Raw genomic sequence first — 23,628 nt, forward strand, 5'->3', positions numbered from 1 at the left:
CGCGGACCCCGGGGGCCCGGTGGCGCGGGCCGGACACCCCGGCCTCACAGCGGGTACCGGACCGCCACGTCGCGGTTGGGGTCCGTCCCCTCCGTCGGGTCCGGGGACGGCGGGAAGGGGGCCCGGCTCTCGGTCGTGTCCGCGATGCGGATCGGCGCAGGCAGGGTGCGGTACCGCGCTCTGGGGTCGGGGCTGGCCCCGGCGTTCGGCGGGGCCCCCGGGTCGTGCTCGCTCATGGTGCTCATCCCCTCGACCGTGGCGGTGACCGTCTTCCCAGCAGTCTGCTCGCGCTCAGGGAGGTGGGGCGAGGGGTTGGCGTGACCGGTGGCCCGCGAGGCCCGCGGCGGTGTGCGTGATCACCGGTACCAGTGCGGGTCACCGGCGCCTGCCAGGACCTCGACGTGGCCGCGACGTCGTGGCCGCCCGCGAGCACGCGCTGCCCCCATGACGAGCGCTCGCCTCCTGGCGTGCGGCCCCCGGGGTGGGCGGGGTGGGTTTCGGGCAGTCGCGGTGAACCCCGGTCAGCGCGCGGAGCCGGTGATCGGCCGTCGGTGCAGACCCACCACCCCACCACCCCACCACCAGCAGCGCGCTCGCCCCGGCGAGGACGCCGGCTCTCGCGCTCTGGAGGTCACGCAGCCCGGAGCCCGACGCGGCGGCCTCGCGCTCGCCGCCGTCGGGTCAGGCCTTGTCGCGCATCATCCGCTCGGCCACCTGCAGCCGGAGGCGCCGGGGGAACAGGCGGCTGGACAGCGTGGCCATGACGCTGTTCGCGAGCCCGTCCACCACCGAGGGGGCCTTCCCCGCCAAGGCCGCGAAGGTCGTGTCGACGACCTGCACCGGTTGCCGCTTGTTCCGGGTGGGTCCCGGGTTCATCGGGGTTTCGGTGTCCCCGGGGGCCACCGACAGGATCCTCAGGCCGTGGGCGCGGTTCTCCTCCGACATCGCCTCGGTGAGCATGAGCACGTAGCTCTTGGTCGCCCCGTACGCCGCGAGGTGCGGGGTGGGCTGGTACGCGGCTGAGCTGGAGACGTTGACGATCGTGCCGCGGCCGGCGGTGCGCATCCGGACGATGGCCGCGCGCGTGAGCAGGGTCAGGGCGACGACGTTGAGCTCGACGAGGTGCCGGAAGGTGCTCTCGTCGGTGTCGGCGAGGTCCCCTCCGGGAGCGACGCCGGCGCAGTTGACGAGGTGGTCCAGGCGGGGGAGTCCGCTCACCAGCTCACCGGTCAGCTTCGTGAGGTCGGCGGGGTCGGCGAGGTCGGCGACGTGCACGTCGACGGTGGTGCCGTGCTCGTGGCTCAGTTCCGCGGCCAGGGCGTGCAGGACGGTGGCGGAGCGGGCGACCAGGAGCAGGTCGAACCCCTCGCGGGCGTAGCGGCGCGCGAACTGCTCACCGATGCCGGAACTGGCGCCGGTGATGACGGCGAGGGGGCGGGTCGAGGTGTTCGTCGGGGTGTTCACGGTGGTCCTTCCGGTGGGAGTTCCCCACCGTATCGGATGACTTATCCACTTCGATAGGCCCTCCGATTAGACTGCTCCGATGGAGGGACTCCGCAAGGACGCCGCACGCAACCGCGCCCGGATCGTCGACGCTGCGCGCGAGGTGGCCGCGCAGGGGGAACCGCTGGCCCTGAACGCGGTCGCCCGCGCCGCCGAGGTGGGCGTGGGCACGGTCTACCGGCACTTCGCCTCCGTGGAGGAACTCGAGGAGGTGCTCGTCTGGGACCGGTTCGAGGAGCTGGGCGAGATCCTCCGGACCCCGACCGGTCCGGTGCTGGAACCGGCGCTGCGAGCGCACTTCACCCTGCTGGCCGCGGACGAGGTGTTCGAGAAGGTGACCGCCCGGGCGACGCCGGCGCTGCCGCAGACCGCCGCGATGCGTCAGGACCTGATCGAGGAGTTGGCGGCCCTGCTGGAGCGGGCCCGGTCAGCGGGGGAGGTGCACCGCGGGATCGACGCGCCCACGGTCCTGCTGCTGATGTGCGGTCTGGCGCACGCGGTTCGCAGTGCGCGGCTCTCCCCGCAGAGCGCCCCGGCGCAAGAGCTGCTGCAGGTGGTGCTCCGCGGTCTGCGCAGCGCCGGTGCCTGAGGGATCCGCTGCCCGCGGCGACCGTCCGGTCGTGGCCGGTCAGGACGTCCGCGGGTGACCGTGATCGTGCCCGGACCGCGAGATCACCGTGAGGTCGTCCCGCCGGCCAGGTCGAGGGCCTCGTCGCACCACCTGACCAGGTGGGACAGGGCCACGCCGCGCTGGTGGTGGAGGTGCACGGCGTCGGCGCGCTGGTGGTAGGCGTCGTGCTCGGTGTCGGCGGCCTTCTGCAGCAGCAGGGGCAGCAGCCAGGTGTACTTCACGCAGGAGGCGACGACCCCGAGGCGGGCGTCGCGGTCGGTGCCGTCCCAGCCGCCGGCCCGCAACCCCTCCAGGTACGCGGGGAAGCAGGCCGCTTCCAGTTCCGCGAGGCGTTCGGCGGGCCAGAACAGGTCGAAGACGGCGTCGGGCAGGTAGTTGCCGAGGTCCTCCCCGACGGCGCCGTCGCCGGCGAAGGCCCAGTCCAGCAGGACGACCTCACCGTTGGGGCGGCGGATGACGTTGGCGACCCAGGCGTCGAGGTGGCAGAGGGTGCGGGGCAGGGTCTCCACCACCCTCAGCAGGTCCTCGCGGTGGGCCAGCAGCCGCGCCCACCCCGACCGCAGGTCAGGGGGCCAGGTGCCGCGGATGAGGGGCTGCTCCCACGCCGCGTCGGCTTCGGCGGTGTCGTCGACGAGGGTGAGGTCGCCGGGGCGACTGGTGGAGTAGGCGCGCAGGAAGCCGTGCGAGGCCCACGCCGGGGTGGGCTGGAGGGGTCGGGCCTGCCAGCGCCCCAGCGCGGTGGCGGTGGCGACGTGGTCGTCGAGGGTGAAGTCGGCCCCGGCGGTACCGGGCACGTCCTCCAGCCACAGGTCGATGCCCTCCTCACCGGGGCGGACGTCGGCGGTGGGCAGGTCCAGGCCGGTACCGGTGAGGGAGGCCCGCAGTCGTGGGTCGGTGTAGACCTCGGCTTCGCGGGCCCAGTAGTTCCAGTCGCTGGGGGTGGCCGAGGAGGCCCAGTGCGCGGGGGCGGTGGCGACGGTTCCGGCGCGGCGCAGTTGCTTGTGGATGCGGGTGGTGCCGTCGGGGGCGAGGACGCGTTCGACGACACCGGTGGTGGCGTTGTCCGGGTTGAACCTCAGCGTCCGGCGCTGCCGCGGGGGCATGGCCGCGATCCTCGCAGGCGGAGCGACGGCCTGGTCGTCGGGCGGGGGGCACGACAGCGGGACGACCGGATCACCCGTTCACGGCCGAGGCGCTTCGGCGGGGGCAGGGTTCGGCGGAGGTTCGCCGCTGAGTCGTGCTGCGAGCGTGGGCGGAAGGCGGCGCGCGGGCCCTGCTCGTGCTGCTCGTCGGCACGTACCTGGGGGTTTCGGCGCCGAGCGGGCTGGTGATCCACCACCGGTGGGCGGGTGGCACCTGGCCACCCGCCCACCTCCGGCGGGATCACGCTTCCGACGGGTCCTTCGCGACGTCGCACCACACCTGGGTGCACCCCGGCAACTGGCGCCAACCCCACTGGCTGCTCAGCCCGTTCAGCAGTCCTTCCGCCTCGTCGGACACGTCGACGACGACGGGTCCGGCCAGGTCGACCAGGACGCTGAGCTGGCCGGGTTCATCGCGCATGGCCACGCCGAGGACGTGGTGGGCGCGCCCACCCACGGCCATCAGTTCCCCCGCTGCTTGGACGACGTCGTCCGCGCGTTCCTCCGGCATCCCGCTCTGCTGGGCGTAGAGGTCGAGGAGGCGTCGCGCCTGGGCGAGGGCGTCCGGGTTCGGCGCCAGGGTGAGGTAAACCTCGTCGCTGGTGCCCGGGTCGAAACTCACGGTTCTGCCTCTCTGGGTGTTCTGGGTGTTCTGGATCCCCGGCCCTGCGGTTGGGGGGAGGGGAGGAGGCGCCCACGGTCCCGGCGGCCGGACCGTCGGCGACCCGGCTGAGCCCGGTGGTGGCGCTCGGCGGCGGGTGCGTGCCGCGGCCCGTCCGGGGAGGACCTCAGGTGGGGAGGCGTCGCTCCTCGCCGGGTGGCCGCCGGGAGCGGGAGCGCCTCCTCAGGAGGACCCGGACCACCCCTGCCGTCGGCGGCGGTGACGGGGAGTCCCGGGCGCCACGACACGTCGGTGCGGGCACGACGAGGTGGCGCGCGGGAGGCGGGGGGAGCAGGGCGTGGACGCCATGTCAGGTACTCCAGGTGCGGAGTGTCGTCAGGCCGTCGTTGGACCGTCATCGAAGGATATCGGTACACCGCGCCACGACAACCTGGAACCGGCGTCCGGCCGGCGTGGGCCGGCCCGCGAACCGGTGGCGACGGGGGTCGGTGGTGAGGAACCTCGGGCCGGAGGCGTGAACCGGGCCCTCGCGGGGTAGGCCACCGTCGACACACCCGACGACGGAGGTAGCCATGTCCCAGGACCAGACCCAGCCCCAGGACCCGCAGGAGCAGTTCTCCCAGCCCGACTCCGAGGGCGAGCAGATCCCCCACCCCGGACGCACCCGGGACATGGGTGACCAGCCCGACCACGGCGAGGACTCCTACCGGGGCAGCAACCGCCTGGACGGCAAGAAGGCGATCATCACGGGTGGGGACTCCGGCATCGGACGCGCGGTCGCGATCGCGTTCGCCCGTGAGGGCGCCGACGTCCTCATCGCCTACCTGCCCGAGGAGGAGGAGGACGCGCAGACCACGATCCGCCACGTCGAGCAGGCCGGGCGCAAGGGCGTCGCGGTACCCGTGGACCTGCGCGAGGAGGACGCCTGCCAGCAGGTCGTCGACCGCGCTGTCGCGGAGTTCGGGCGCATCGACGTGCTGGTGAACAACGCGGCCTACCAGATGGCGCAGCCCGGTGGCATCGAGGACATCACCACCGAGCAGTTCGACCGGGTCCTCAAGACGAACCTGTACGCCATGTTCTGGCTGTGCAAGAAGGCCGTCCCGCACATGCAGCCCGGCGCCACCATCATCAACACCTCCTCCATCCAGGCGTACCAGCCCTCCCCGCCGCTGCTGGACTACGCCACCACCAAGGCCGGCATCGTCAACTTCACCAAGGGACTCGGCCAGATGCTGGCCGAGAAGGGCATCCGGGTGAACTCCGTGGCCCCCGGCCCCATCTGGACACCGCTGATCCCGGCGACGATGCCGGAGGAGAAGGTCGAGACCTTCGGCGAGGACGCTCCCCTGGGGCGTGCGGGGCAGCCGGCCGAGCTCGCCCCGGCGTACGTGTTCTTCGCCTCCCAGGAGTCCAGCTACATCACCGCCGAGGTCCTCGGCGTGACCGGCGGTTCGCCCCTCGCCTGAACCGCCCCCGACCACGGGCCCGTCGGTGGCCGACGGGGGGTGCACCCCCTCGCGGCCACCGGACGGGACCGCGAGGCCCGGCCGCCGCGGGCAGCCGGCCGGCCGGTGGTCCCGGGACCCGCGGTGAGCGTGTGCACCGTGCGCCCCACCGCCGGTGGGAGCGGCACCGGGTGAGCCTGCGGCAGCGACGAGGTGTGAGTCATCTCACGGGCCCGCACCCCGGGCCGGCCAGCCCCCCGTGCTCGCGTTGTGGAACGGCCCGGGCTGACGTCTGATGAGCCCATGGCAGTCACCCTGCGGTCGATCGAGGTCGCCGTCCCACCCACCGTGCTCGTCCAGCACCAGTTGCGCGACCTCTTCACCGCCCAGCCCGGTCTGAGCCGGCTCGGGGCGCGGCTGGCGGCCGCGGCGTTCAACGCCTCCGGGATCGAACGCCGCCACACCGTGCTCGCCGAGCTCGCCCCCGACGCCGGCACCGGCGCGACCGCCTTCTTCGACCCCGCCACCGGCCGGCTGCTCGACCCGAGCACCGGCGTGCGCAACGCCGTCTACGCCCGCGAGGCCGACGCGCTGTTCGTCCGGGCGGCGGCCGCCGCCCTCGCCGGGTGCGAGGGGATCGACGCCCAGGACGTCACCCACGTCGTCACCGCCTCCTGCACGGGCTTCTACTCGCCCGGACCGGACTACCGGATCGTGCGCGCCCTCGGCCTGCAGCCGTCCGTGCAGCGCTCCCACGTGGGCTTCATGGGCTGCTACGCCGCCTTCCCCGCGCTGCGGCAGGCGAACGCGATCTGCCGCGCCGACCCCGACGCCGTCGTCCTCGTCGCCGCCGCCGAGCTGTGCACGCTGCACGTGCACGTGCGCGACGACCAGGACACCGTCGTGGGGGCCTCCCTGTTCGCCGACGGCGCCGCCGCCGCCGTCGTCACCGGCCGCGACCTCGGGCCCGCCCCGGCGCTGCAGTTGGACGACCTCGCCAGCGTCCTGACGCCGGTGGGCGAGGAGGCGATGGCGTGGAGCATCGGGGACAACGGCTTCGAGATGGTGCTCGGCTCCTACGTCCCGCACATCATCGACGAGCACGTCGAGTCCGCGCTGGCCCCGCTGATGGCCCGGGACGCCTCGCTGCGCGGCAGCGCCCACCACGAGATCGAGCACTGGGCCGTCCACCCGGGCGGGCGCAGCATCCTCGACAAGGTGGAGACGACGCTGGGGCTGTCGACCGAGCAGATGCGCCCCTCGCGCGAGGTGCTGCGCGACTTCGGCAACATGAGCAGCGCCACCGTCCTGTTCGTCCTGCGCGACGTCCTGGCCCGGGCCACGGCGGGCGAACGGGTGTGCGCCATGGCCTTCGGGCCCGGCCTGACCGTGGAGTCGGGGCTGTTCACCCGGGTCGGCTCCCCGGCCCCCGCGACCCTGCCCGCGAGCGAGGACGAGACCGAGCCGGCGGCGGTGGCGGGACCCCGGCGCGAACTGCTGGGCGCCCGGTGACCCTGCCCGACCTCCGCACGCGCGACCGCACCGCCGTCGAGCTCATGGACGACCCGGACTGCGACCTGCCCGCGCTGGAACGCACCTACGCGCAGTTCCGCGCCGTGAACGCCGTGGTCGCCGGCTGGCAGCTCGCCTACCGCCGGCACGTGCGGCCGCTGCTGCGCGAGGACCGGGTCACCACGATCCTCGACGTCGGCTGCGGCGGTGGCGACCTGGCGCGGGCGCTGGCCCGCTGGGCGCGCCGGGACGGGCGCCGCGCGCAGGTCACCGGCATCGACCCCGACCGTCGGGCGCACGCCTGGGCGGCGCGCCAGCCGCCGGTGCCGGGGGTGGACTTCCGGTGCGCCCACAGCAGCGACCTCGTGGCCGAGGGCCTGCGCTTCGACGTCGTCGTCTCCAACCACGTCCTGCACCACCTCGACGAGCCCGACCTGCGCACGCTGCTGGAGGACTCGCGCGCGCTGGCCCGCGCCCGGGTCGCGCACAGCGACATCGCCCGCGGCGCCTGGGCGTACCGGCTGTTCTCGTGGGGGACCCGGCCGCTGGCGGCCGGCTCGTTCATCCGCGAGGACGGGCTGACCTCGATCCGCCGCAGCTACACCCCCGCCGAGCTCGCGGCGGCGGCCGGACCGGGCTGGCGCGTCGAGCGGCCGTGGCCGGCCCGCAACCTGCTCCTCGACGACGAGCTGCCCGGCGACGCCCTCCCCGGCGACGCGCCCGCCGGCGACGGACCGCGCTGACGTGCCCGACTGCGAGGTGCTCGTCGTCGGCGGCGGGCCCACGGGGCTCTTCCTCGGCGCGCTGCTGGCCCGGGACGGCGTCGACGTCGCCGTCCTCGAGCGCCGGTCCGGGCCCAGCACCCACTCGCGGGCCATCGGGCTGCACCCGCCCGCCCTGGAGGCGCTGGAGGAGCTGGACGTGCGCGAGGCGGTGGTGGCGGCCGGCGTGCGGGTGCACACCGGCCAGGCGCGCAGCCGGGGCCGCCTGCTGGGCTCGCTGACGTTCGAGCGGGCGTGGCCGCAGAACCCGTTCGTGCTGACCCTGCCCCAGCAGCGGACCGAGGCGGTCCTGGAGCAGCGCCTGGCGGACCTGGCCCCCGGCGCGCTGCGGCGGGACCGGGAGGTGCTGGAGGTGCACGACGCGGGCCTGGGGCCGGTGCGCGTCCTGGTGCGGCCCACCGCACCGGCCGGGGCGGAGCCGGAGACCTGGACCGCCCGGGTCGTCGTCGTGGCCGGCGGCGCGCACGGGCGCACCCGCGAGCTGACCGGCATCACCGGGCGGGTCCGCGCCTACCCGGACACCTACCTCATGGGCGACTTCGCCGACGCGACCTCCGACCCGGGGACCGCGGCGATCCACCTCGAGCCCGCGGGCGTCGTGGAGTCCTTCCCCCTGCCCGGCGGGGTGCGCCGCTGGGTCGTGCACACCGGGTGGGTCCCGGCGCCGGCGTCGGCGCCGCGGCTGGCCGAGCTCGTGGCCGAGCGCACCGGCGCGGTGCTCGACGTCGCCTCGAACTCCATGGTCAGCGCGTTCGCCGTCCGCCGCCGGATCGCCGAGCGCATGGTCCGCGGGCGCCGGGTCGTCCTCGGGGACGCCGCGCACGAGATCAGCCCCATCGGCGGCCAGGGCATGACGCTGGGCTGGCTGGACGCGGGCGAACTGGCCCCGCTGCTCGTGCGGGAGCTGCGCCGCGGTGCCGGCCGGGAGCTCGACGGCGTGCCCGAGCTGGTGGCCTTCCAGCGGCGCCGGCTGGCCGCGTCCCGCCGGGCGGCGTGGCAGGCGGGAGCCAACACGCGCCTCGGCCGGCCGGTGCCCGCCGGGGTGCGCGGGGCGCGCAACGGCCTCCTGCGGGCCGTGCTGGCGACCCCCGCGCGCCACGGGCTGGCGGGGGCCTTCTCGATGCGCTGGGCCGGCGCGGGCCAGCAGCCCCGGCGGGCGGGGGCAGCGCGATCGCGGGTCCCGGTTCCGCCCGCTCCGGCGGCCGGACGGCGCTGAGCTCCGCACCGGTCGGTCGCCGCAGCGTGCGCGCCCGCTCCGCCCGGCTGAAGGTCCTCCGGGGAACCCGGGGACGGGGTGGCACGCCGACCCCGCCCGGTGGGGTCGGCCCGCTCCTCAGCGCGCGGGCCGTGGAGCCCAGGTGTCCTCCAGCACCGCCGGCCGGCAGGCCACGGTGGACGCCACGGCCAGCACCCCCACGGTGACCAGCAGCACCGCCAACGCGGGGGTCCAGCTGCCGGTGGCCTCGTGGACCACTCCGACCAGCACCGGCCCGGGAACCGCCACCGCGTACCCCACTCCCTGCACGAAACCGGACAGCGCCGTCGCCCCCTCCGCGGTGCGCGTGCGCAGGTTGATGAGGGCCAGCACGACGGGGAACACGCCCTGCGCCAACCCGAGCAGGACGATCCACACCGCGGTCCCCGGCACCGGGGACAGCGCGAGCCCCAGGTACCCGCTGACGTAGCACGCGGCCAGCAGGGCGACCAGCGGCCACGGGTTGCGCATGCGCGCGGCCAGCAACGGCCCGGCGAAGGACAGCGGCAGCCCGAGGATCGCCAGCAGCCCCACCCAGCGACCACCGGCCTCCACCGCGAGCCCGGCGTCGGTGAGGATCTGCGGCAGCCACGCGAACAACGCGTACGTGTTGAGCGAGTTCATCCCGAAGGTCACGGCCAGGCCCCAGGCCAGCGGGCTGCGCCACGCGCGACCGGCCCCGCCCCCTGCCCTCGCCGCGGGGACGGAGGAGGCGCGGGGCCGGCGGTCGGCGTCGAGCCCCCGACGGCGCGCCGCCGCCCGCCGCGCGAGGACGACGCACCACGGCAGGACCGCGACCACCGCCAGGGCGGACCAGGAACCCACCGACACCCGCCACCCGAAGGCCCGGGCCAGCGGCACGGACAGCAGCGGGGGCGTGGTCGTGCTGAACGCCATGGTCATCGAGTAGGCCGCCGTCACCGCCCCGATGCGGTCGGGGAAGTAGCGCTTGACGAGCGGCGGGAGCAGGACGTTGCCCATCCCCATCCCGCCGAGCGCCACCACCGACCAGACGATGAAGGCCGCCGGTGCCTCCGTCGTCGACCGGGCGACCTCACCCGCGCCGGACAGCAGCATCGCCGCGACCAGCGTCGGTTCCAGCCCCCACTGGCGCGCCACCAGCGGTGCGAGGGAACCGAACACGGCGAAGGAGACCAGCGGCGCCGCACCCAGGAGCCCCGCCAGGGTGTCGTCGAAGGCGACGTCCCGGCGGACGATGTCGAGGATCGGGGAGACCGCCGCGATGGCGATGCGCAGGTTCAGGGCGACGAGCACGATCCCGAGGAGCACGACCCACCGCCCCCGCCGGGCAGCAGCAGGTTCAGCGACAGGCATGGGCACCGGATTCGTCGAGGGCGCGGTCATCGTCAGCGGACGCCGCCAGCTCAGACGCGGGAGACGACGCCGGTCAGGCTATCCGGCACCGGGTGCCGGACCAGCACGGGACCACCCGCCGGGGGAGCACCGCTGGGGCAGTGCGAGGCCCCCGCACCGTGGAGGGGCGGGGGCCTCGGGCGGCCGGGACGAGGTCGTCGCGGGTCAGGCCTTCGTGGCGGTCCGGCGGGTGGTGGTCTTCTTCGCTGCGGTGGTCTTGGTCGCAGTGGTCTTGGCCGGGGTGGTCTTGGTCGCGGTGGTCTTGGTCGCGGTGGTGCGCGCCGGAGCGGTCTTGGCCGGAGCGGTCTTCGTCGCCGCCGTGCGGGCCGGGGTGGCCGTCTTCGCGGTGGCCGTCTTGCTGGCCGTCTTGGTGGTGGTCTTGCTGGCGGTCTTGGCGGTGGGTGCGGTGCCGGTGGTCTTGGCCTTCAGCTCGCCCTGGTAGGCGCGCAGGGCCTTGGTGTCGGAGACGATCTCCTTGAAGGCGGTGCCGGGGCGGAAGCGCGGCACGGAGGTCTTCTTGATCTTGACGGCTTCGCCGGTGCGGGGGTTGCGGCCGGTGCGGGCGTTGCGGGCCTGCTTCTCGAAGGTGCCGAAGCCGCTGATGGCGATCTTGTCGCCCTTGGCGACGGTGAGCTGGATGAGTTCGATGACGGCTTCGACGGCGGCGGTGGCTTCCTTGCGTCCGCCGAGTCGGGTTTCGAGGGCGTCGACCATCTCGGTCTTGTTCACGGGGTTCCTCCTGCGGGTGGGGTGTGACCGGGTCGTTCGGGTCGCCGGGGCCGTGCAGGAGCTCGACTGGGGATGACGGTACGACTGGTGATCGCCCTCGCGCCACCGGAGGTGGGGGTGGGTGGGGTGGGGAGTCGTTGCGCCCCAACCCGCCTGGAACGCAGCGTCCGGCACGTCTGCTGCGGTGCAGTGGATCTCAGCTACGCGGTCGTCTCCGGCGGCCCGCGCACCGGGTCCTGCCTGGACCAGCCCGGTGGGCGGGTCGCGCTCCTGCGTCGAGGACGGGGGCCCGCGCCCCGCGCGGGGAGGGCGGGCGACCCGGGCGTCTCGCCGTTCGGCCGGCCACGGTCGTGACGCGGCGATCCGCCCGGTGGGTGACCGCGATCGCGGGGCAACCGGAGGGGCCTGACCGTCGTCTTCGCTGGTGGACCGTCATCGGTCCAGCCACCCGGCCTGGTGCGCGGGTGGTGTCGACGGGCTCCCACGGGGGCCCACGAACGGGTGAGGGAGCTGCGTGAGCGGGTTCGAACGGCGGGAGCGCCGGGCCGGGTGCTCGTCCCCGGTGCGGGACGTGTCGTCCCGTGCGGTGACCGGAGCGGTCGGCGGAGGGCGGCGGGCGCAGCGTGCGGTCGTGGCCCCGGCGGAGCAGGACCCACCGGTGCGCGTCGGCGATGCGCTCGACTGAGATCGCCGTCTCCGTGGCTGAACCCACCGCGCACGTCGCTGCCGACCCCACCCCTCCACCCCGGGGAGAACGCGTGTCCCTCCGCCAGTCGCTGCCGTCGCCGTCCCCGGCCCCGGTCTCGCTGCCCCGCCCGCGAGGAGCCACCTCGCGCCCCGGCCCGGCGGTCGGCGGGGGGGCCGGCGCCGGCTCGTCCGCCCCGCGGAGCCCGGGGGCGTTCCCCGCGGCGGTCCGCGGGCTGGAAGCCGTGCGGACGGACCCGGTACCGGTCGAGGAGGCGTCGGGCGGCGCAGCCCTGGGGATGTTCCTCCGGGCCCTGCGCAACCGCTGCCAACCGCAGGAGGTGGGCCTGTCCGGTCGCGCGGGGCCGGCGGGTCTCTCCGGGTCGGGCGCCTACCGCCGGGTGCCGGGGCTGCGGCGCCAGGAGGTCGCCGACCTGGCCGGCGTGAGCCTGGACTACTACACCCGCATCGAACAGGGCCGGTGCGGTGAGGTGTCCGGCGCGGTGCTGACCTCCCTCGCCCGGGCCCTGCGGGCGACGGTGGAGGAGACCGCCCACCTGCACCGGCTCGCGGCGCCGCCCTCCCACCGGCGCCACGCGCCGGCACCGGCTCCCCTGCGACCGTCGCTGCTGGCCCTGGCCGACGCCTTCGCGGTGCCGGCCGTCGTCATCGGTCCCAGCCTGGACGTGGTGAGCGCCAACCTGCTGTGGAGGTTGCTGGTCACCCCGCCGGGGGAGCCCCTCGTCCGCTCGGTGAACCTGGCCACCCACCACTTCCTGGACCCGCACGCGCACGTGCTGTTCCCCGACTGGCACGAGGCCGCCGACGCCACTGTCGCCCGCCTGCGTGTCCAGGCGGCGTTGCACCCCGACGACGAGCGCGTCCAGCAGGTGGTGCGGGAGCTGTCGGGCGCCAGCCCGGACTTCCGCCGCCGGTGGTCGGTGCCGCAGGTCCGCGGGGCCGCCCACGGCCGCGGTCGCGTGGTCCACCCCCGCGCGGGCACGTACACCTTCGACTACGAGACCCTGCAGACCCCCGGCGGGGAGGGGCTGGTCGTCGCGTCGTACTCCCCGGTGCCCGGCACCGGTGCTCAGGACGTCCTGGACGCCCTGGTGGCCGGGCACCGCCGCGACCTCGGGGGAGCGTGACCGTGGACGGCGCCGCGGGGTTGACCGCGCTGCTGGACTCGGTGAACGCCGAGGACACCGAGGGGTTCCTGGACGCCTTCACCGACGACGCCGTCGTCGACGACGACGGGCAGTTCTACCAGGGGCTGCTGCAGATCGCGGAGTGGAACACCCGCCGGGTCATCGGGTTGCACGTGCGCCTGCGCCCGGTCCCGGCCCCAGGTGGGGGGCTGCTGGTCGAGGTGCGGGCGGCGGGGACGGTGGAACGCTCCCGGGTGACCGCCCACTGGCGCCTGGACCGGGTCGAGCACCTGGAGGTCCGCGCCGTCCCGGCGGAGTGACGGCCCCGGGTCCTCCTCGTCCCGGCGGCGACCTCCCGGCCTCGTCCTCCCCGAGGTGGCGTCGTCAGGTCGCGACGAGCCGGTAGCCCATGCCGCGGATCGTCTCGAAGCGGCCGGCCCCGAGCTTCTTGCGCAGGTACCGCACGTAGACGTCGACGACGTTGGAGCCGGGGTCGAAGTCGTAGCCCCACACCGAGCTGAGCAGCTGCTCGCGGGAGAGCACCTGGCCGGGGTGGCGCAGGAACGCCTCGGCGAGGGAGAACTCCCGGCTGGAGAGGGCGACGGAACGCCCCGCGACGGCGGCGGTCCGGCTGAGCAGGTCCAGCTGCAGCTCCCCGGCGGCCAGCACGGTGACCTCCGCGGCCCGGTCGTCGCGCAGCCGCAACCGGATCCGGGCCAGCAGCTCCTCGAACCGGAAGGGTTTCGTGACGTAGTCGTCGGCCCCGCCGTCCAGGCCGGCGACGGTGTCGGCGACGGCGTCGCGGGCGGTGAGGATGATGACGGGCAGCGCGTGCCGCTCCGCCCGCAGCCGGCGCAGGACGGTGAAGCCGTCCACCACCGGCAGCCCGATGTCCAGGATCAGCAGGTCGAACAGGCCGGTGCCGGCCAGGTCGTGCGCGGTCCGGCCGTCGGTGGCGATGGTGGTGGCGTACCCGTTGGCGCGCAACCCCTTCTCCACGAACGCGGCGATCCGGGTCTCGTCCTCGGCGATGAGGATGCTGGTCACGTCGTGGCCTCCGCGGCGGCGGGCAGGAGCTGGGTGGGGGGCGGGTGGTGCGGGCCGGGTCCGGGCACCAGGGGCAGGACCACGGCGAACGAGGAACCCAGGCCGGGGGCGCTGCTCACGTCCACCCGCCCGCCGTGCGCCTCGGCGATCGCCGTGACGATCGACAAGCCCAGGCCGGAACCCTCGACGCCGCGGCCGGTCTCGGCGCGCCCGAACCGCTCGAAGATGCGGTCGAGGTCCCCGGCGGCGATCCCGGGGCCGCTGTCGCGCACCCGCAGGTGCAGTTCACCGCCGCGCACCGCGCTGCCGAGGGCGATCAGGTCGCCGGGCCGGGTGAACTTCACCGCGTTGGAGACCAGCTGCAGCACCGCCTGGGTGAGGCGCTGCCCGTCGGCCTGCACGGTGACCTCGGCGCGTTCCTCCACCCGCCACTGACGCTCGCCGAGGGGGACGACCTTGTCGTAGACGTCGTCCAGCAGCCGGCCGGCCTCGACGGCCTGGAGGGTGACGAAGTCGGGACGGCGGGCCTTGGCCAGCAGGGTGAGGTCGTCCACCAGCCGGGTCATCCGGGACAGCTCGTCGAGGACCAGGTCGCGGGTGTCGGTGACGTCGCGCGGGTCGTCCACGTCGAGGAGTTCCAGGTGCCCCTGCACGATCGTCAGCGGGGTGCGCAGCTCGTGCCCGGCGTCGTCGAGGAACTGCCGCTGCGTCTCGAAGGACGTCTCCAGCCGTTCCAGCATCCCGTTGAAACCCCGGGCGAGGTCGGCGACGTCGTCGTCGCCGTGGACGGGGACGCGGTGGGAGAGGTCGTCCACGCCCACGTCGACGGCGGCGGCGTGCAGGTGGTCCAGGGGGCGCAGCAGCCGCACGATGACGACGTAGCCGACGGCGGCGACCAGCAGCAGCGCGCCGAGGGCGACGACGGCGTAGCTGCGCGCGTTGTCGTGGACCACGGCGAACTCCGGGTCGAGGGCGTGGCCGACGACGTAGACCCCGGTGGCGGGCTGCGCGGGGTCGGCCGGGGTGAGCGTCACCGGAACGGCCGTCACCCGGGTCCTCCCGGCGTCGGTGCGCACGACCGTCGTGCCGGCCGGCGCGTCGGGCGCGAGCCGGGCGGCGAAGGCCCGCACGGCAGGGGTGTTGAGGTCGAAGGGCGGCACCGCGGAGGCGTAGGTCGGCCCGCCCGCGACGATCCCCAGGGCCGTCTCGTGGGTGTCGGGGACGTCGCTCTCGATCTTGGCGCGCAGGAGCTCGGCGACGGTGGGCAGGGGCCGCCCGGTGCGCGGGTCGACGCCCTCGGCGGCGAACGCGCGCAGCTCGTCGATCTCCTGGCGCACCGAGGCCTCCGCCCGGACCTCGGTGGCCCCGCGCTGCAGGACGACGGAGACCGTGCCGGTGAGGGCGAGGCCCAGACCGGAGGCGGCGAGGACGGCGGCGAGGACCTTGGAGCGGACGGTGCGCAGGGCCCGCCGGCGGTCGCGGGCGAGGGTGGTGAGCCTCACGCGTCGTCGTCACCCGAGCCGGAGTCGTCGTCGGAACCGTCGTCGGCGCTCTCGTCCTCCCCGTCGTCGTCGTCATCGTTGGCGCTCCCGGCGCCGTCGTCGCCGAGTTCGACGGCACCGGCCGGCGGCACGTGCACCACACCGCCGCCCCCGCCCGGGGCGGGCGGCGGGGGCGGCGCGGGGGACGCGGGGGACGCGGTCGTGGGCGGGGGCACCACCGGTGCGGGGGGCTCGGGGACCCCGGGGGGCGCGGCGGGACCGGCAGCGGGACCGGCGGGGTCGGGGGAGGGACCGGGGACGGTCCCGGGGGAGGGGACCGGTGTCCCGGCCGACGCGGACGCCACGACCGGGCCGCCCAGGTCCCCGCCCGGCTCGTCCCCCCACGCGGTGGCGAGCCCGAGGGTGAGGACGCCGACGGCGGAGACGCCGAGCAGGCCCACGGCAACCGGAGTTCGCACGGCCCCAGTCTCGCAACGGGCAGGCCTCCCGGTCATGAGGCGGGGATGAGAGACCTCTCACGATCAGCTCACGGTCTCCTCACGGGCCGTTCGTAGCGTCCCGTCACCAGCAGTTCACCGCCGGTCCACCGCCGGTCCCGCTGCCGACCGCGCCCGTCCGACCCCAGGAGCCACCGTGCCGACCCCCACCCCCGCCCGGCGCCCCCGGGTCGCCCTCTACGGCCACGACACCTGCGGCCTCGGGCACCTGCGGCGCAACCTCGCCCTCGCCGCCGCGCTGCGGGCCGCCGACGCCCGCCCGGACGTCCTGATCCTCACCGGGTCCCCGGCGGCGCAGCGCTTCCCCCGGCCCGACGGGGTGGAGATCGTCGTCCTGCCCACGGTCAGCAAGGACGCCGACGGCCGGTACGCGGCCGGTTCCCTCGACGTCCCCCTCGACGTCGTGGTGCAGCTGCGCGCGGCGACCGCCGAGGCCGTGCTGACCGCGTGGCAGCCGGACCTGCTCGTCGTCGACAAGGTGCCCACCGGCTTCCGCGGGGAACTCGTCGGGGCGCTGGACGCCCTGCGCCGCAACGGGAGCACCCGCACCGTCCTCGGGCTGCGCGACGTCCTGGACGGCCCCGCCACCGCCCGGGCGGAGTGGTCGCGCGACGACGGGCCCGCGGCGCTGGACCGCTGGTACGACGAGGTCTGGGTCTACGGCGACGCCCGGGTGCACGACCTGCGCCACGACCTGCGGCTCACCCGCGACCAGCGCCTCGCCACCCGCTTCACCGGGTACCTCGCCGAGGGCCGCCGCACCACCGGCACCCGCCCGCTGCCGCGGCGCTGCCCCGCGGCGCGCACCGTCCTGGCCGGTGTCGGCGGCGGGGTCGACGGGGCGGACCTGACCCGGGCCCTGCTCGCCACCCCGCTGCCCGCCGGCACCGAGCTGGTGCTGCTGCCGGGACCGTTCGCCGACGCCGGCCTCCACGCCGAGCTGGACCGGGCCGCCGCCACCCGCACCGACCTGCACGTCGTGCCGTTCACCGACGGCTTCCCCGACTGGGCGCAGGCGGTCGACGCCGTCGTCTGCATGGGCGGCTACAACACCGTCGCCGAGGTGCTCGCCACCGACACCCCGGCCCTCGTCGTGCCGCGGACCCGCCCCCGCCGCGAGCAGCTCGTCCGAGCCCGCTCCATGGCCCGCCGCGGGCTGCTCGACGTCCTCACGAGCCCCACCCCGCAGGCCCTGGGCCGCTGGGTCGAGCACGTGCTCGCCGAGCCCACCTCCCAGGCCGGCGCCCGCGCCCGGTGCGACCTCGCCGGGCTGGACGCCGTCCGCCGCCGCGCCGGGGAACTCCTCGGCGCGGCGCCCATCCCCCTCCACGTCCCCCTGAACGGAACGGAGTCCCGCCGTGCGAGCTGAACCCACCTGCCGCGACACCACCCGGGAAACCCCGCAGCCCCCCGCCGCGGGCCCCGCCGGCGACGTCGTCGGGTACGTCGTGAAGATGTACCCGCGGTTCTCCGAGACGTTCGTCGTCCGCGAGATCGCCGCCCGCGAGGCGCAGGGCGAACACGTCGCCGTCGCGAGCCTGCGCGCACCGACCGATCCGCGGTTCCACGCGCTGCTGGCCGGGGTCCGCGCGCCGGTGACCTGGATCGGTGAGAACGCCGGCCGTTCCAGCGCGGCGCTGTGGTCGTCGTTGCGCCTCGTCCGCGAACTGCCCGGTTTCGCCTCCACGCTGGAGGAGCTGCTCGCCGACGACGTCGACGTCGCCGCGCAGGCCGTGGGCGTGGCGCTGTGGGCGCGCGACGCCGGCGTCGGTCACCTGCACGCGCACTTCGCCTCGCTGCCCGGCCGCACGACCCGGCTGGCGGCCCGGCTGCTCGGCGTCGGGTACACCGTGACCGCCCACGCCAAGGACATCTACGTCGACGGCCCCGACGACGCTGCGCGGCAACGGGTCCTGGCCGACGCGGCGCGCGTCGTGACGGTCAGCGACTACAACCTGCGCCACCTCGCGGCCCACCACCCGCGAGCCCGGGCGGTCCGCGTCCACAACGGCCTCGACCTCGGCGAGCTGGAGTTCCGCGCCCCGGTGGGGCGCGAGCGCGTCGTCGCCGCGGTGGGCCGCTTCGTGGAGAAGAAGGGCTTCGACGACCTCGTCGACGCGATCGCGCTGCTGCGCGCCGCGGGTGACCCCGTCCGCCTCGTCCTGGCCGGGACCGGACGCACCGGAGCGGAGCTGCGGGCGCGGGCGGCGGCCCTCGGCGACGCCGTCGAGTTCACCGGGCCCCTGCCCCAGCACGACGTCGTCGCCCTGCTGCGGCGCGCCGCCGTGTTCGCCGCGCCCTGCGTCGTGGCCGGGGACGGCGACCGGGACGGGTTGCCGACGGTGCTGCTGGAGGCGATGGCGCTGGGGACGCCGGTGGTCTCCACCCCGGTCACCGGGATCCCCGAGGCCGTCCTCGACGGCATCACCGGGACCCTGGTGCCCGAGCGCGACCCGGTGGCGCTGGCCGCCGCGCTGCGCCGGGTGCTCGACGACCCCGACCTCGCCCGCGCGCACGCCCGGGCCGCCCGCACCCGCGTCGAGCGGTTCTTCGACGTCCGCACCCAGGCCGCGCGGCTGCGTGAGGTCACCCGCGAGGTGCTCACCGGCGCCCCGACCGGGACGGGGGTGCGCTGATGCGGGTCGTCCACGTCAGCCTCGACCCCGGGGTACCGGTGTTCGGCGGCAAGGGCTGCTCGGTGCACGTCCAGGAGGTCCTGCGGGTGCTCGTCGCCGCCGGCCACGACGTCCACCTCGTCACCACCCGCCTCGGCGGACCCGCCCCGGCCGGGCTGGAGGCCGTGACCGTCCACCCGCTGGACCTGCCCGGCGGGCGCTCGCGGGCCGAGCGCGAGACCGACCTGCGGGCCGCGGACGCGCGCGCCGGGCGGGTCGTCGCCGCCCTCGTCGCGAGCGCGCCCGGGGAGGTCCTTGTCTACGAGCGCTACGCCCTCTTCGCCTGCACCGCGCAGGAGACCGCCCGCGCCCTGGGGGTCGCGTCGGTCCTGGAGGTCAACGCGCCGCTCCCGCTGGAGCAGGCCCGCCACCGCGCCCTGGCCGACGCCGCCGGGGCGGAGGAGACCACCCGGCGGGCGGTGGCCGCCGCCGCCCGCGTCGTCGCCGTTAGTTCCGCCGTGGGCCGCTGGGTCTCCTCGGTGCACGGGGGGACGGAGGTCGTGGTCGTGCCGAACGGGGTGGACACCGCACGGTTCGCCCCGTCCCCGCCCGGCCCGGACCGCGTCCGCCCGGAGGTGGTGCGGATCGCGTTCGTGGGGGCGTTCCGCCCCTGGCACGGGGTGGACCTGCTCGTGGAGGCGGCCGGGCGGCTCGCCGCCCGGCCCGGCCCGGAGGTGGAGCTCCTCCTCGTCGGCGACGGCCCCGGCCGTCCCGCGGCCCTGGCCCGGGCCGGCGAGCTCGGCCTGCGCGTCGACGCTCCCGGGGCGCTCGACCCCGCCGACGTGCCGGCCCGGCTCGCCGCCGCCGACGTGGCGGTGGCGCCCTACCCCGTGGGCGGGGGGTACTTCTCCCCGCTGAAGGTGGCGGAGTACCTGGCCTGCGGCGTCGCCACGGTCGCCGGGGCGGTCGGCGACCTGGCGAGCACCTACCGCGACGGCGAGGAGCTGCTGCTCGTCGAACCCGGCGACGTCGACGCGCTGACCGCGGCGCTGCAGCGGCTGCGCCGCGACCCGGCCCGGCGGGCCGGGCTCGCCGCGGCCGGCCGGCTCGCCGTGGTGCGGCGCGGGACCTGGCAGCGCGTCGTCGACCGGTCCCTGGCCGGGCTCGCGCCGGGCCGGGGCCGGGGCCGGGACTCGGAGGTGGCCGCGTGAGCGTCCCGCGGGGTCCGCTGCGGCGGACCGTCCGGCTCGTCGCCCCGCACACGAGGGGTTCGCGCGGGGTCGCCGCCGGCGGGCTGGTCGCGCTGTTCGGGGAGGTCGCCTTCCGGCTGGCCGAACCGTGGCCGCTGAAGGTCGTCATCGACCACGTCGTGCCCGCCGTCGCCGGCGGGTCCACCGGGCCGGCGGGGACCACGCTGCGCCTCGTGCTCCTGGCCGGGGCCGCCGTCGTCGTGCTGGCGCTGGGCCGCGCCGTCTGCGCGTACCTCACCGCGGTCGCCTTCGCGGTCGTCGGGTCGCGCACGACGACGCGGCTGCGCGCCGAGGTCCACTCCCGGCTGCTGCACGCCGCGCCGGGGTTCCACTCCGCGGCCCGCACCGGGGACCTCGTCACCCGGGTCGTCAGCGACGTCGGGCGCGTCCAGGAAGCGGCGATCACGGCCGGGCTGCCGCTGCTGGGCAGCGTCGTCACGTTCGTCGCGATGACCGTCGTCATGGTCGTCCTCGACCCGCTGCTGGCCCTGGCCGTCGTGGCCGTCGCCCCGCTGCTGCTGCTCAACGGCCGCAGCAGCGGCAAGCGCATCACCGACGCCAGCCGGGACCAGCGCCGCCGCGAGGGGGCGCTGGCCGCGGACGCGTCGGAGGCGTTCGCGGGCATCGGCCTCGTCCAGGCCTACGACCTGCAGGACCACCACGCCGAGGCCTTCCGGGCCGCCAACGACGGGAGCCTGCGCGACGGGGTGAAGGCCCGCCGGCTCGCCGCCGGGCTGGAACGTCGCGTCGACGTCCTCGTCGGGGTCGCGACCGCCGTCGTCCTCGTCGTCGGCGCGCTGCGGGTGGTCGACGGGGCGCTGAGCGTGGGGGAGCTCGTCGTGTTCCTCACCTACCTCAAGGCCGCGTTCAAACCCGTCCGCGACCTCGCCAAGCACACCGGCCGCATCGCCCGGGCCGCGGCGTCGGGGGAACGGGTCGTGGACTGCCTCGACCGGGCCGACCCGCTGCCCGACGAGGCGGGCGCCTCCGGGTTGCGCCGGGTGCGCGGGTCGGTGCGGTTCGAGGGCGTGCGGGTGGAACGCGCACCGGGGCGCGCCGTACTGGACGGCGCCGACCTCGTCGTCCACCCGGGGGAGCGGGTCGCGGTCGTGGGACCCAGCGGGACCGGCAAGTCCACGACGCTGCACCTGCTGCTGCGGCTCGTCGACCCCGTCGCTGGCCGCGTGCTGCTCGACGGGCACGACCTGACGACGCTGCGCCGTCGCGCCGTCCGCGACCACGTCGCCGTCGTGCTGCAGGAACCCGTGCTCTTCGCCGGCACCGTGCGCGAGAACGTCCGGCTCGGACGCCCCGGCGCCGACGACGCCGCCGTCGAACGCGCCGTGCGCGACGCCGGGGCGCACGAGTTCGTCACCGCGCTGCCCCGGGGCTACGACACGGTCCTCGCCGAGCGCGGGAGCTCGCTGTCCGGCGGGCAGCGCCAGCGGCTGGCGATCGCCCGGGCCCTGGTCCGCGACCCGGGGCTGCTGCTCCTCGACGAACCCACGACGGGGCTGGACGCGGCGTCGGCCGCGACGGTCCTGCAGGCCCTCGACCGGCTGGCGCGGGGCCGCACGACGCTGCTGGTGACCCACGACGCGTCGCTGCTGGACCGCTGCGACCGCGTGGTCGAACTGCGGGACGGGAAGTTCACGACCGTGCGCGCGGCGCGCCGGTCGGAGGAGGGGGTGCTGCGGTGAGCGGGGTCGACGGGACCGGGACGGAGGAGGCGCGCTTCGACGCCCGGCTGGCCCGGCGCGACCCGGACCTGCCGGGGCTGGCGACGGTGCTCGACCCCGACCGCCTGGGCCGGTGGGCCCGGCGGCACGGGATCGACGTCCCGGGCCTGCGGGTGGACCGGTTGCGGTACAAACCGTCCACCACGCTGCGGGCGGCCCTGGCCCCGGCCGGCGACGGGCCCTGGTGGCTGCTGACGGCGTACTCGCCGGACAGCTGGCGCAAGGCGGGCAAGGACGTGCGGGCGGCGGCCGGGACCGGCCGCACCGTCGTCGACGGGGAACTGCGGCTGCTGCTGGTCCCGGCCGCCGCCGACCGCGCCCTGCCGCCGCTGCGGGCGAGCGCCGGAACGGCCGGCGCCACGACCGTCGCGCACAACCCCGCCCGGCGGGCGGTCCTGCACGAGGTGCCGGCGGGCCGCTGCCGCAAGGTCCACGCCGACCCGCGCACCGTCCACCGCAGCGTTCGCGCCGCGCAGGCGTTGCGGCGCAGCGGGATCGAAACCCCCGCGCTCACCGCCGACGGGGAGTTCGCGGTGACCTCGCCGTGGGTTCCCGGCCGGCCCGCGACCGCCGCCGACGCCCCCGCCGTGGCGGAACTGCTGCCCCGCTGGCGGGAGGTGGACCCCGGCGACCTGCCCGTCCTCGGCGCCCGGGAACTGCGGGCCGCGCTCAACCGGGCCGTCCTCGGCACCCCCGGCCTCGACCCCGGTCTCACCGAGCGGTTGCACCGTGCCGCGTCCCGGTGGCGGACCCGGGCCGAGGGCGCGGCCGCCCTGGACGTGGGGGGTTTCGCGCACGGGGACCTCTCCCCGGACCAGTTCGTCGCGACCGGAACCGGCCTCGTCGTCCTCGACGTGGACCGCGCCTGCCGCGCCCCGCGGGGCTGGGACGCCGCGTCCTGGAACGCCGCGGTCGTGGCGGCGGGCGGGGCGCCCCCGTTCGACGTCCCGCCCCTGCTGCTGGCCGCCGCGGCGCTGCTGCGGGCTCCGGAACCCTTCCGTCGTCGCCGCGCAGGCTGGGCCGGCGCCACGCGCCGCCTCGTCGACCTCGCCGAGCGGGCGGTGGCCGCGTGAACCCCGGGGAACCCCCCGTGCAGTGGCGGCGGGTGTGGCCGCGCCGCTCCGGCGACCCCGCCGCCGGGCTCGTCCTGGAGGGGACCGACGCCGGGGGACGGGTCGTGGCCGGCACCGCCGACGCCACCGGCGCCCCCGTCCGGCTGCGGACCGAGGACCCGCGGCTGCCCGCCCTGAGCGGTGTCGTGGGCAGCGTCGTGGGGCACCGCTGGGGCAAGCGCGCCGTGGTGCGCCGACCGGACCGGTTCGTCAAGCTCGCGACCGCGCGCGCGACCCGGACCGCGCTCGACCGGCGCGCGACGCTGTCCGCGGCCCTGAGCGGGCGCGACGGCGCCCCCGACCTCGTCGACGTCCTCCGCGCCGGGGAGGACGTCCTGGAGCTGCGCCCGGTGGCCGGCACCGGTCTCACCGCGCTGCTCGCGGGCGGCGACACCGCCGCCTGCGTCCGCGCCGGGCGGCGCACCGCACGGGCGACGACAGCGCTCGCGGCCTGCGGCGCGGACCTGCCGGAGCACGACGACGAGGCCGAGGCGGCCGTCCTCACCCGCTGGGTCACGGACGCCGAGGCGTTCGGAACGGCCCCCCGCGCGCTGCGGCGGGCGGCCGGCACCGCGCTGGAGGCGTTGCGGCGCAGCCGCCCCGGGCCGTCCGTCCCCACCCACCGGGACCTGCACGACGGGCAGGTGCTGCTCGGGTCCCGGGTGACGTTCCTCGACGTCGACACCGCGGCGCTCGCCGACCCCGCCCTGGACGTCGCGAACCTCCTGGCCCACCTCGACCTGGCCGCTGCCCGCGGGCACCGCGCGCAGGCGCGGGCGGTGGCCGAGGGGTTGTGGCGAGGGTGGGGCGAGCACGGTCACCCCGCGGCCGGCGACCCGGCGCGGGTGGCGGCGCTGCGGGCCGTGGCCCGGTGCCGGATCGTGGCCGTGCACTCCTTCCGCGGCCTGCCGCCTGGAACCGCCGAGGAACTCCTCAGCCCCTGCGGTGGAGCTGATCCCGTCCTGGGGTGGTGACGCGGGGGCGCACCCGCCCCTCGGCGGCGCCGCGGCCTCGCCGGTGGGGCGGGTCGGCGGTT

At 76.4% G+C, this 23,628-nt stretch carries 22 protein-coding genes; 13 read left to right on the plus strand and 9 right to left on the minus strand.

Features of this window, described 5'->3' with window-relative positions; translation table 11 throughout:
* Positions 1-44: 44 nt before the first annotated feature.
* Together KRAD_RS19980 and KRAD_RS19985 are read right to left on the minus strand one after the other, a co-directional pair.
* Complete coding sequence (locus KRAD_RS19980; RefSeq protein ID WP_041292253.1) at positions 45-245, minus strand: hypothetical protein; 201 nt, start codon at positions 243-245, stop codon at positions 45-47.
* A gap of 436 nt (positions 246-681) precedes the next feature.
* A complete protein-coding gene (locus tag KRAD_RS19985) occupies positions 682-1,464 on the minus strand; it encodes an SDR family NAD(P)-dependent oxidoreductase (RefSeq protein ID WP_012087474.1) in 783 nt (260 codons plus the stop codon).
* 79 nt (positions 1,465-1,543) lie between these two features.
* Between KRAD_RS19985 and KRAD_RS19990 the strand changes: the two genes are divergently transcribed.
* Entirely contained in the window at positions 1,544-2,092 is a 549-nt protein-coding gene (locus tag KRAD_RS19990; RefSeq protein WP_012087476.1) for a TetR/AcrR family transcriptional regulator, read from the plus strand.
* Between the two features lie 83 nt (positions 2,093-2,175).
* Here the strand turns inward: KRAD_RS19990 and KRAD_RS19995 are convergent, their stop codons facing one another.
* Together KRAD_RS19995 and KRAD_RS20000 are read right to left on the minus strand one after the other, a co-directional pair.
* Positions 2,176-3,237: an aminoglycoside phosphotransferase family protein gene (locus KRAD_RS19995; protein WP_012087477.1), complete on the minus strand. Its 1,062-nt coding sequence runs from the start codon at positions 3,235-3,237 to the stop codon at positions 2,176-2,178.
* 280 nt (positions 3,238-3,517) lie between these two features.
* On the minus strand, positions 3,518-3,898 hold the full coding sequence (locus KRAD_RS20000) for an ATP-binding protein (RefSeq protein ID WP_012087478.1): 381 nt from the start codon (positions 3,896-3,898) through the stop codon (positions 3,518-3,520).
* A gap of 572 nt (positions 3,899-4,470) precedes the next feature.
* Between KRAD_RS20000 and KRAD_RS20005 the strand changes: the two genes are divergently transcribed.
* From KRAD_RS20005 to KRAD_RS20020, 4 genes are all read left to right on the plus strand, one after another.
* Positions 4,471-5,367, plus strand: coding sequence for an SDR family oxidoreductase (locus tag KRAD_RS20005; RefSeq protein ID WP_012087479.1), 897 nt, complete (start codon positions 4,471-4,473; stop codon positions 5,365-5,367).
* Positions 5,368-5,649: 282 nt separating this feature from the next.
* A complete protein-coding gene (locus KRAD_RS20010) occupies positions 5,650-6,858 on the plus strand; it encodes a type III polyketide synthase (protein ID WP_041292254.1) in 1,209 nt (402 codons plus the stop codon).
* Positions 6,855-7,601 carry a class I SAM-dependent methyltransferase gene (locus KRAD_RS20015; RefSeq protein WP_012087481.1) on the plus strand — a complete coding sequence of 249 codons (747 nt, stop codon included), beginning with the start codon at positions 6,855-6,857 and terminating at the stop codon, positions 7,599-7,601. Before KRAD_RS20010 ends, KRAD_RS20015 begins: the two co-directional genes overlap by 4 nt.
* Position 7,602: 1 nt before the next feature.
* On the plus strand, positions 7,603-8,856 hold the full coding sequence (locus tag KRAD_RS20020) for an FAD-dependent oxidoreductase (protein ID WP_012087482.1): 1,254 nt from the start codon (positions 7,603-7,605) through the stop codon (positions 8,854-8,856).
* 117 nt (positions 8,857-8,973) lie between these two features.
* Here the strand turns inward: KRAD_RS20020 and KRAD_RS20025 are convergent, their stop codons facing one another.
* Both KRAD_RS20025 and KRAD_RS20030 read right to left on the minus strand, forming a co-directional pair.
* Complete coding sequence (locus KRAD_RS20025; RefSeq protein ID WP_041293587.1) at positions 8,974-10,230, minus strand: MFS transporter; 1,257 nt, start codon at positions 10,228-10,230, stop codon at positions 8,974-8,976.
* Positions 10,231-10,434: 204 nt separating this feature from the next.
* Positions 10,435-10,998, minus strand: a complete 564-nt coding sequence (locus KRAD_RS20030) for an HU family DNA-binding protein (protein WP_012087485.1) — start codon at positions 10,996-10,998, stop codon at positions 10,435-10,437.
* A gap of 758 nt (positions 10,999-11,756) precedes the next feature.
* Between KRAD_RS20030 and KRAD_RS20035 the strand changes: the two genes are divergently transcribed.
* Both KRAD_RS20035 and KRAD_RS24630 read left to right on the plus strand, forming a co-directional pair.
* Positions 11,757-12,830: a helix-turn-helix transcriptional regulator gene (locus KRAD_RS20035; RefSeq protein WP_049821309.1), complete on the plus strand. Its 1,074-nt coding sequence runs from the start codon at positions 11,757-11,759 to the stop codon at positions 12,828-12,830.
* A 2-nt stretch (positions 12,831-12,832) separates the two neighbouring features.
* Complete coding sequence (locus KRAD_RS24630; RefSeq protein ID WP_012087487.1) at positions 12,833-13,150, plus strand: nuclear transport factor 2 family protein; 318 nt, start codon at positions 12,833-12,835, stop codon at positions 13,148-13,150.
* A gap of 64 nt (positions 13,151-13,214) precedes the next feature.
* Here KRAD_RS24630 and KRAD_RS20045 read toward each other — a convergent pair whose 3' ends face one another.
* The 3 genes from KRAD_RS20045 to KRAD_RS26670 are packed head-to-tail and all read right to left on the minus strand — an operon-like array spanning position 13,215 to position 15,837.
* On the minus strand, positions 13,215-13,877 hold the full coding sequence (locus KRAD_RS20045) for a response regulator transcription factor (protein WP_012087488.1): 663 nt from the start codon (positions 13,875-13,877) through the stop codon (positions 13,215-13,217).
* The gene (locus KRAD_RS20050; RefSeq protein WP_012087489.1) at positions 13,874-15,379 is read right to left on the minus strand and encodes a sensor histidine kinase; all 1,506 of its coding nucleotides are present in this window, start codon (positions 15,377-15,379) and stop codon (positions 13,874-13,876) included. Before KRAD_RS20050 ends, KRAD_RS20045 begins: the two co-directional genes overlap by 4 nt.
* Positions 15,376-15,837, minus strand: a complete 462-nt coding sequence (locus KRAD_RS26670; RefSeq protein WP_203417626.1) for a hypothetical protein — start codon at positions 15,835-15,837, stop codon at positions 15,376-15,378. The genes KRAD_RS20050 and KRAD_RS26670 overlap by 4 nt, the downstream gene beginning before the upstream one ends.
* Positions 15,838-16,012: 175 nt before the next feature.
* On the opposite strand from KRAD_RS26670, the gene KRAD_RS20060 reads away from it, so the two are divergent.
* The 6 genes from KRAD_RS20060 to KRAD_RS24635 are packed head-to-tail and all read left to right on the plus strand — an operon-like array spanning position 16,013 to position 23,566.
* Complete coding sequence (locus KRAD_RS20060) at positions 16,013-17,245, plus strand: glycosyltransferase family protein (RefSeq protein ID WP_012087491.1); 1,233 nt, start codon at positions 16,013-16,015, stop codon at positions 17,243-17,245.
* Entirely contained in the window at positions 17,235-18,512 is a 1,278-nt protein-coding gene (locus KRAD_RS20065; RefSeq protein ID WP_012087492.1) for a glycosyltransferase family 4 protein, read from the plus strand. Before KRAD_RS20060 ends, KRAD_RS20065 begins: the two co-directional genes overlap by 11 nt.
* Positions 18,512-19,702 carry a glycosyltransferase family 4 protein gene (locus KRAD_RS20070; RefSeq protein ID WP_012087493.1) on the plus strand — a complete coding sequence of 397 codons (1,191 nt, stop codon included), beginning with the start codon at positions 18,512-18,514 and terminating at the stop codon, positions 19,700-19,702. The genes KRAD_RS20065 and KRAD_RS20070 overlap by 1 nt, the downstream gene beginning before the upstream one ends.
* The gene (locus KRAD_RS20075; RefSeq protein ID WP_012087494.1) at positions 19,699-21,441 is read left to right on the plus strand and encodes an ABC transporter ATP-binding protein; all 1,743 of its coding nucleotides are present in this window, start codon (positions 19,699-19,701) and stop codon (positions 21,439-21,441) included. Before KRAD_RS20070 ends, KRAD_RS20075 begins: the two co-directional genes overlap by 4 nt.
* On the plus strand, positions 21,438-22,553 hold the full coding sequence (locus tag KRAD_RS20080) for a hypothetical protein (protein ID WP_012087495.1): 1,116 nt from the start codon (positions 21,438-21,440) through the stop codon (positions 22,551-22,553). The genes KRAD_RS20075 and KRAD_RS20080 overlap by 4 nt, the downstream gene beginning before the upstream one ends.
* A complete protein-coding gene (locus tag KRAD_RS24635; protein WP_012087496.1) occupies positions 22,550-23,566 on the plus strand; it encodes an aminoglycoside phosphotransferase in 1,017 nt (338 codons plus the stop codon). The genes KRAD_RS20080 and KRAD_RS24635 overlap by 4 nt, the downstream gene beginning before the upstream one ends.
* The last annotated feature ends 62 nt before the right edge of the window (positions 23,567-23,628 follow it).

The organism is Kineococcus radiotolerans SRS30216 = ATCC BAA-149 (assembly GCF_000017305.1).
Taxonomy (GTDB): Bacteria; Actinomycetota; Actinomycetes; order Actinomycetales; family Kineococcaceae; genus Kineococcus; species Kineococcus radiotolerans.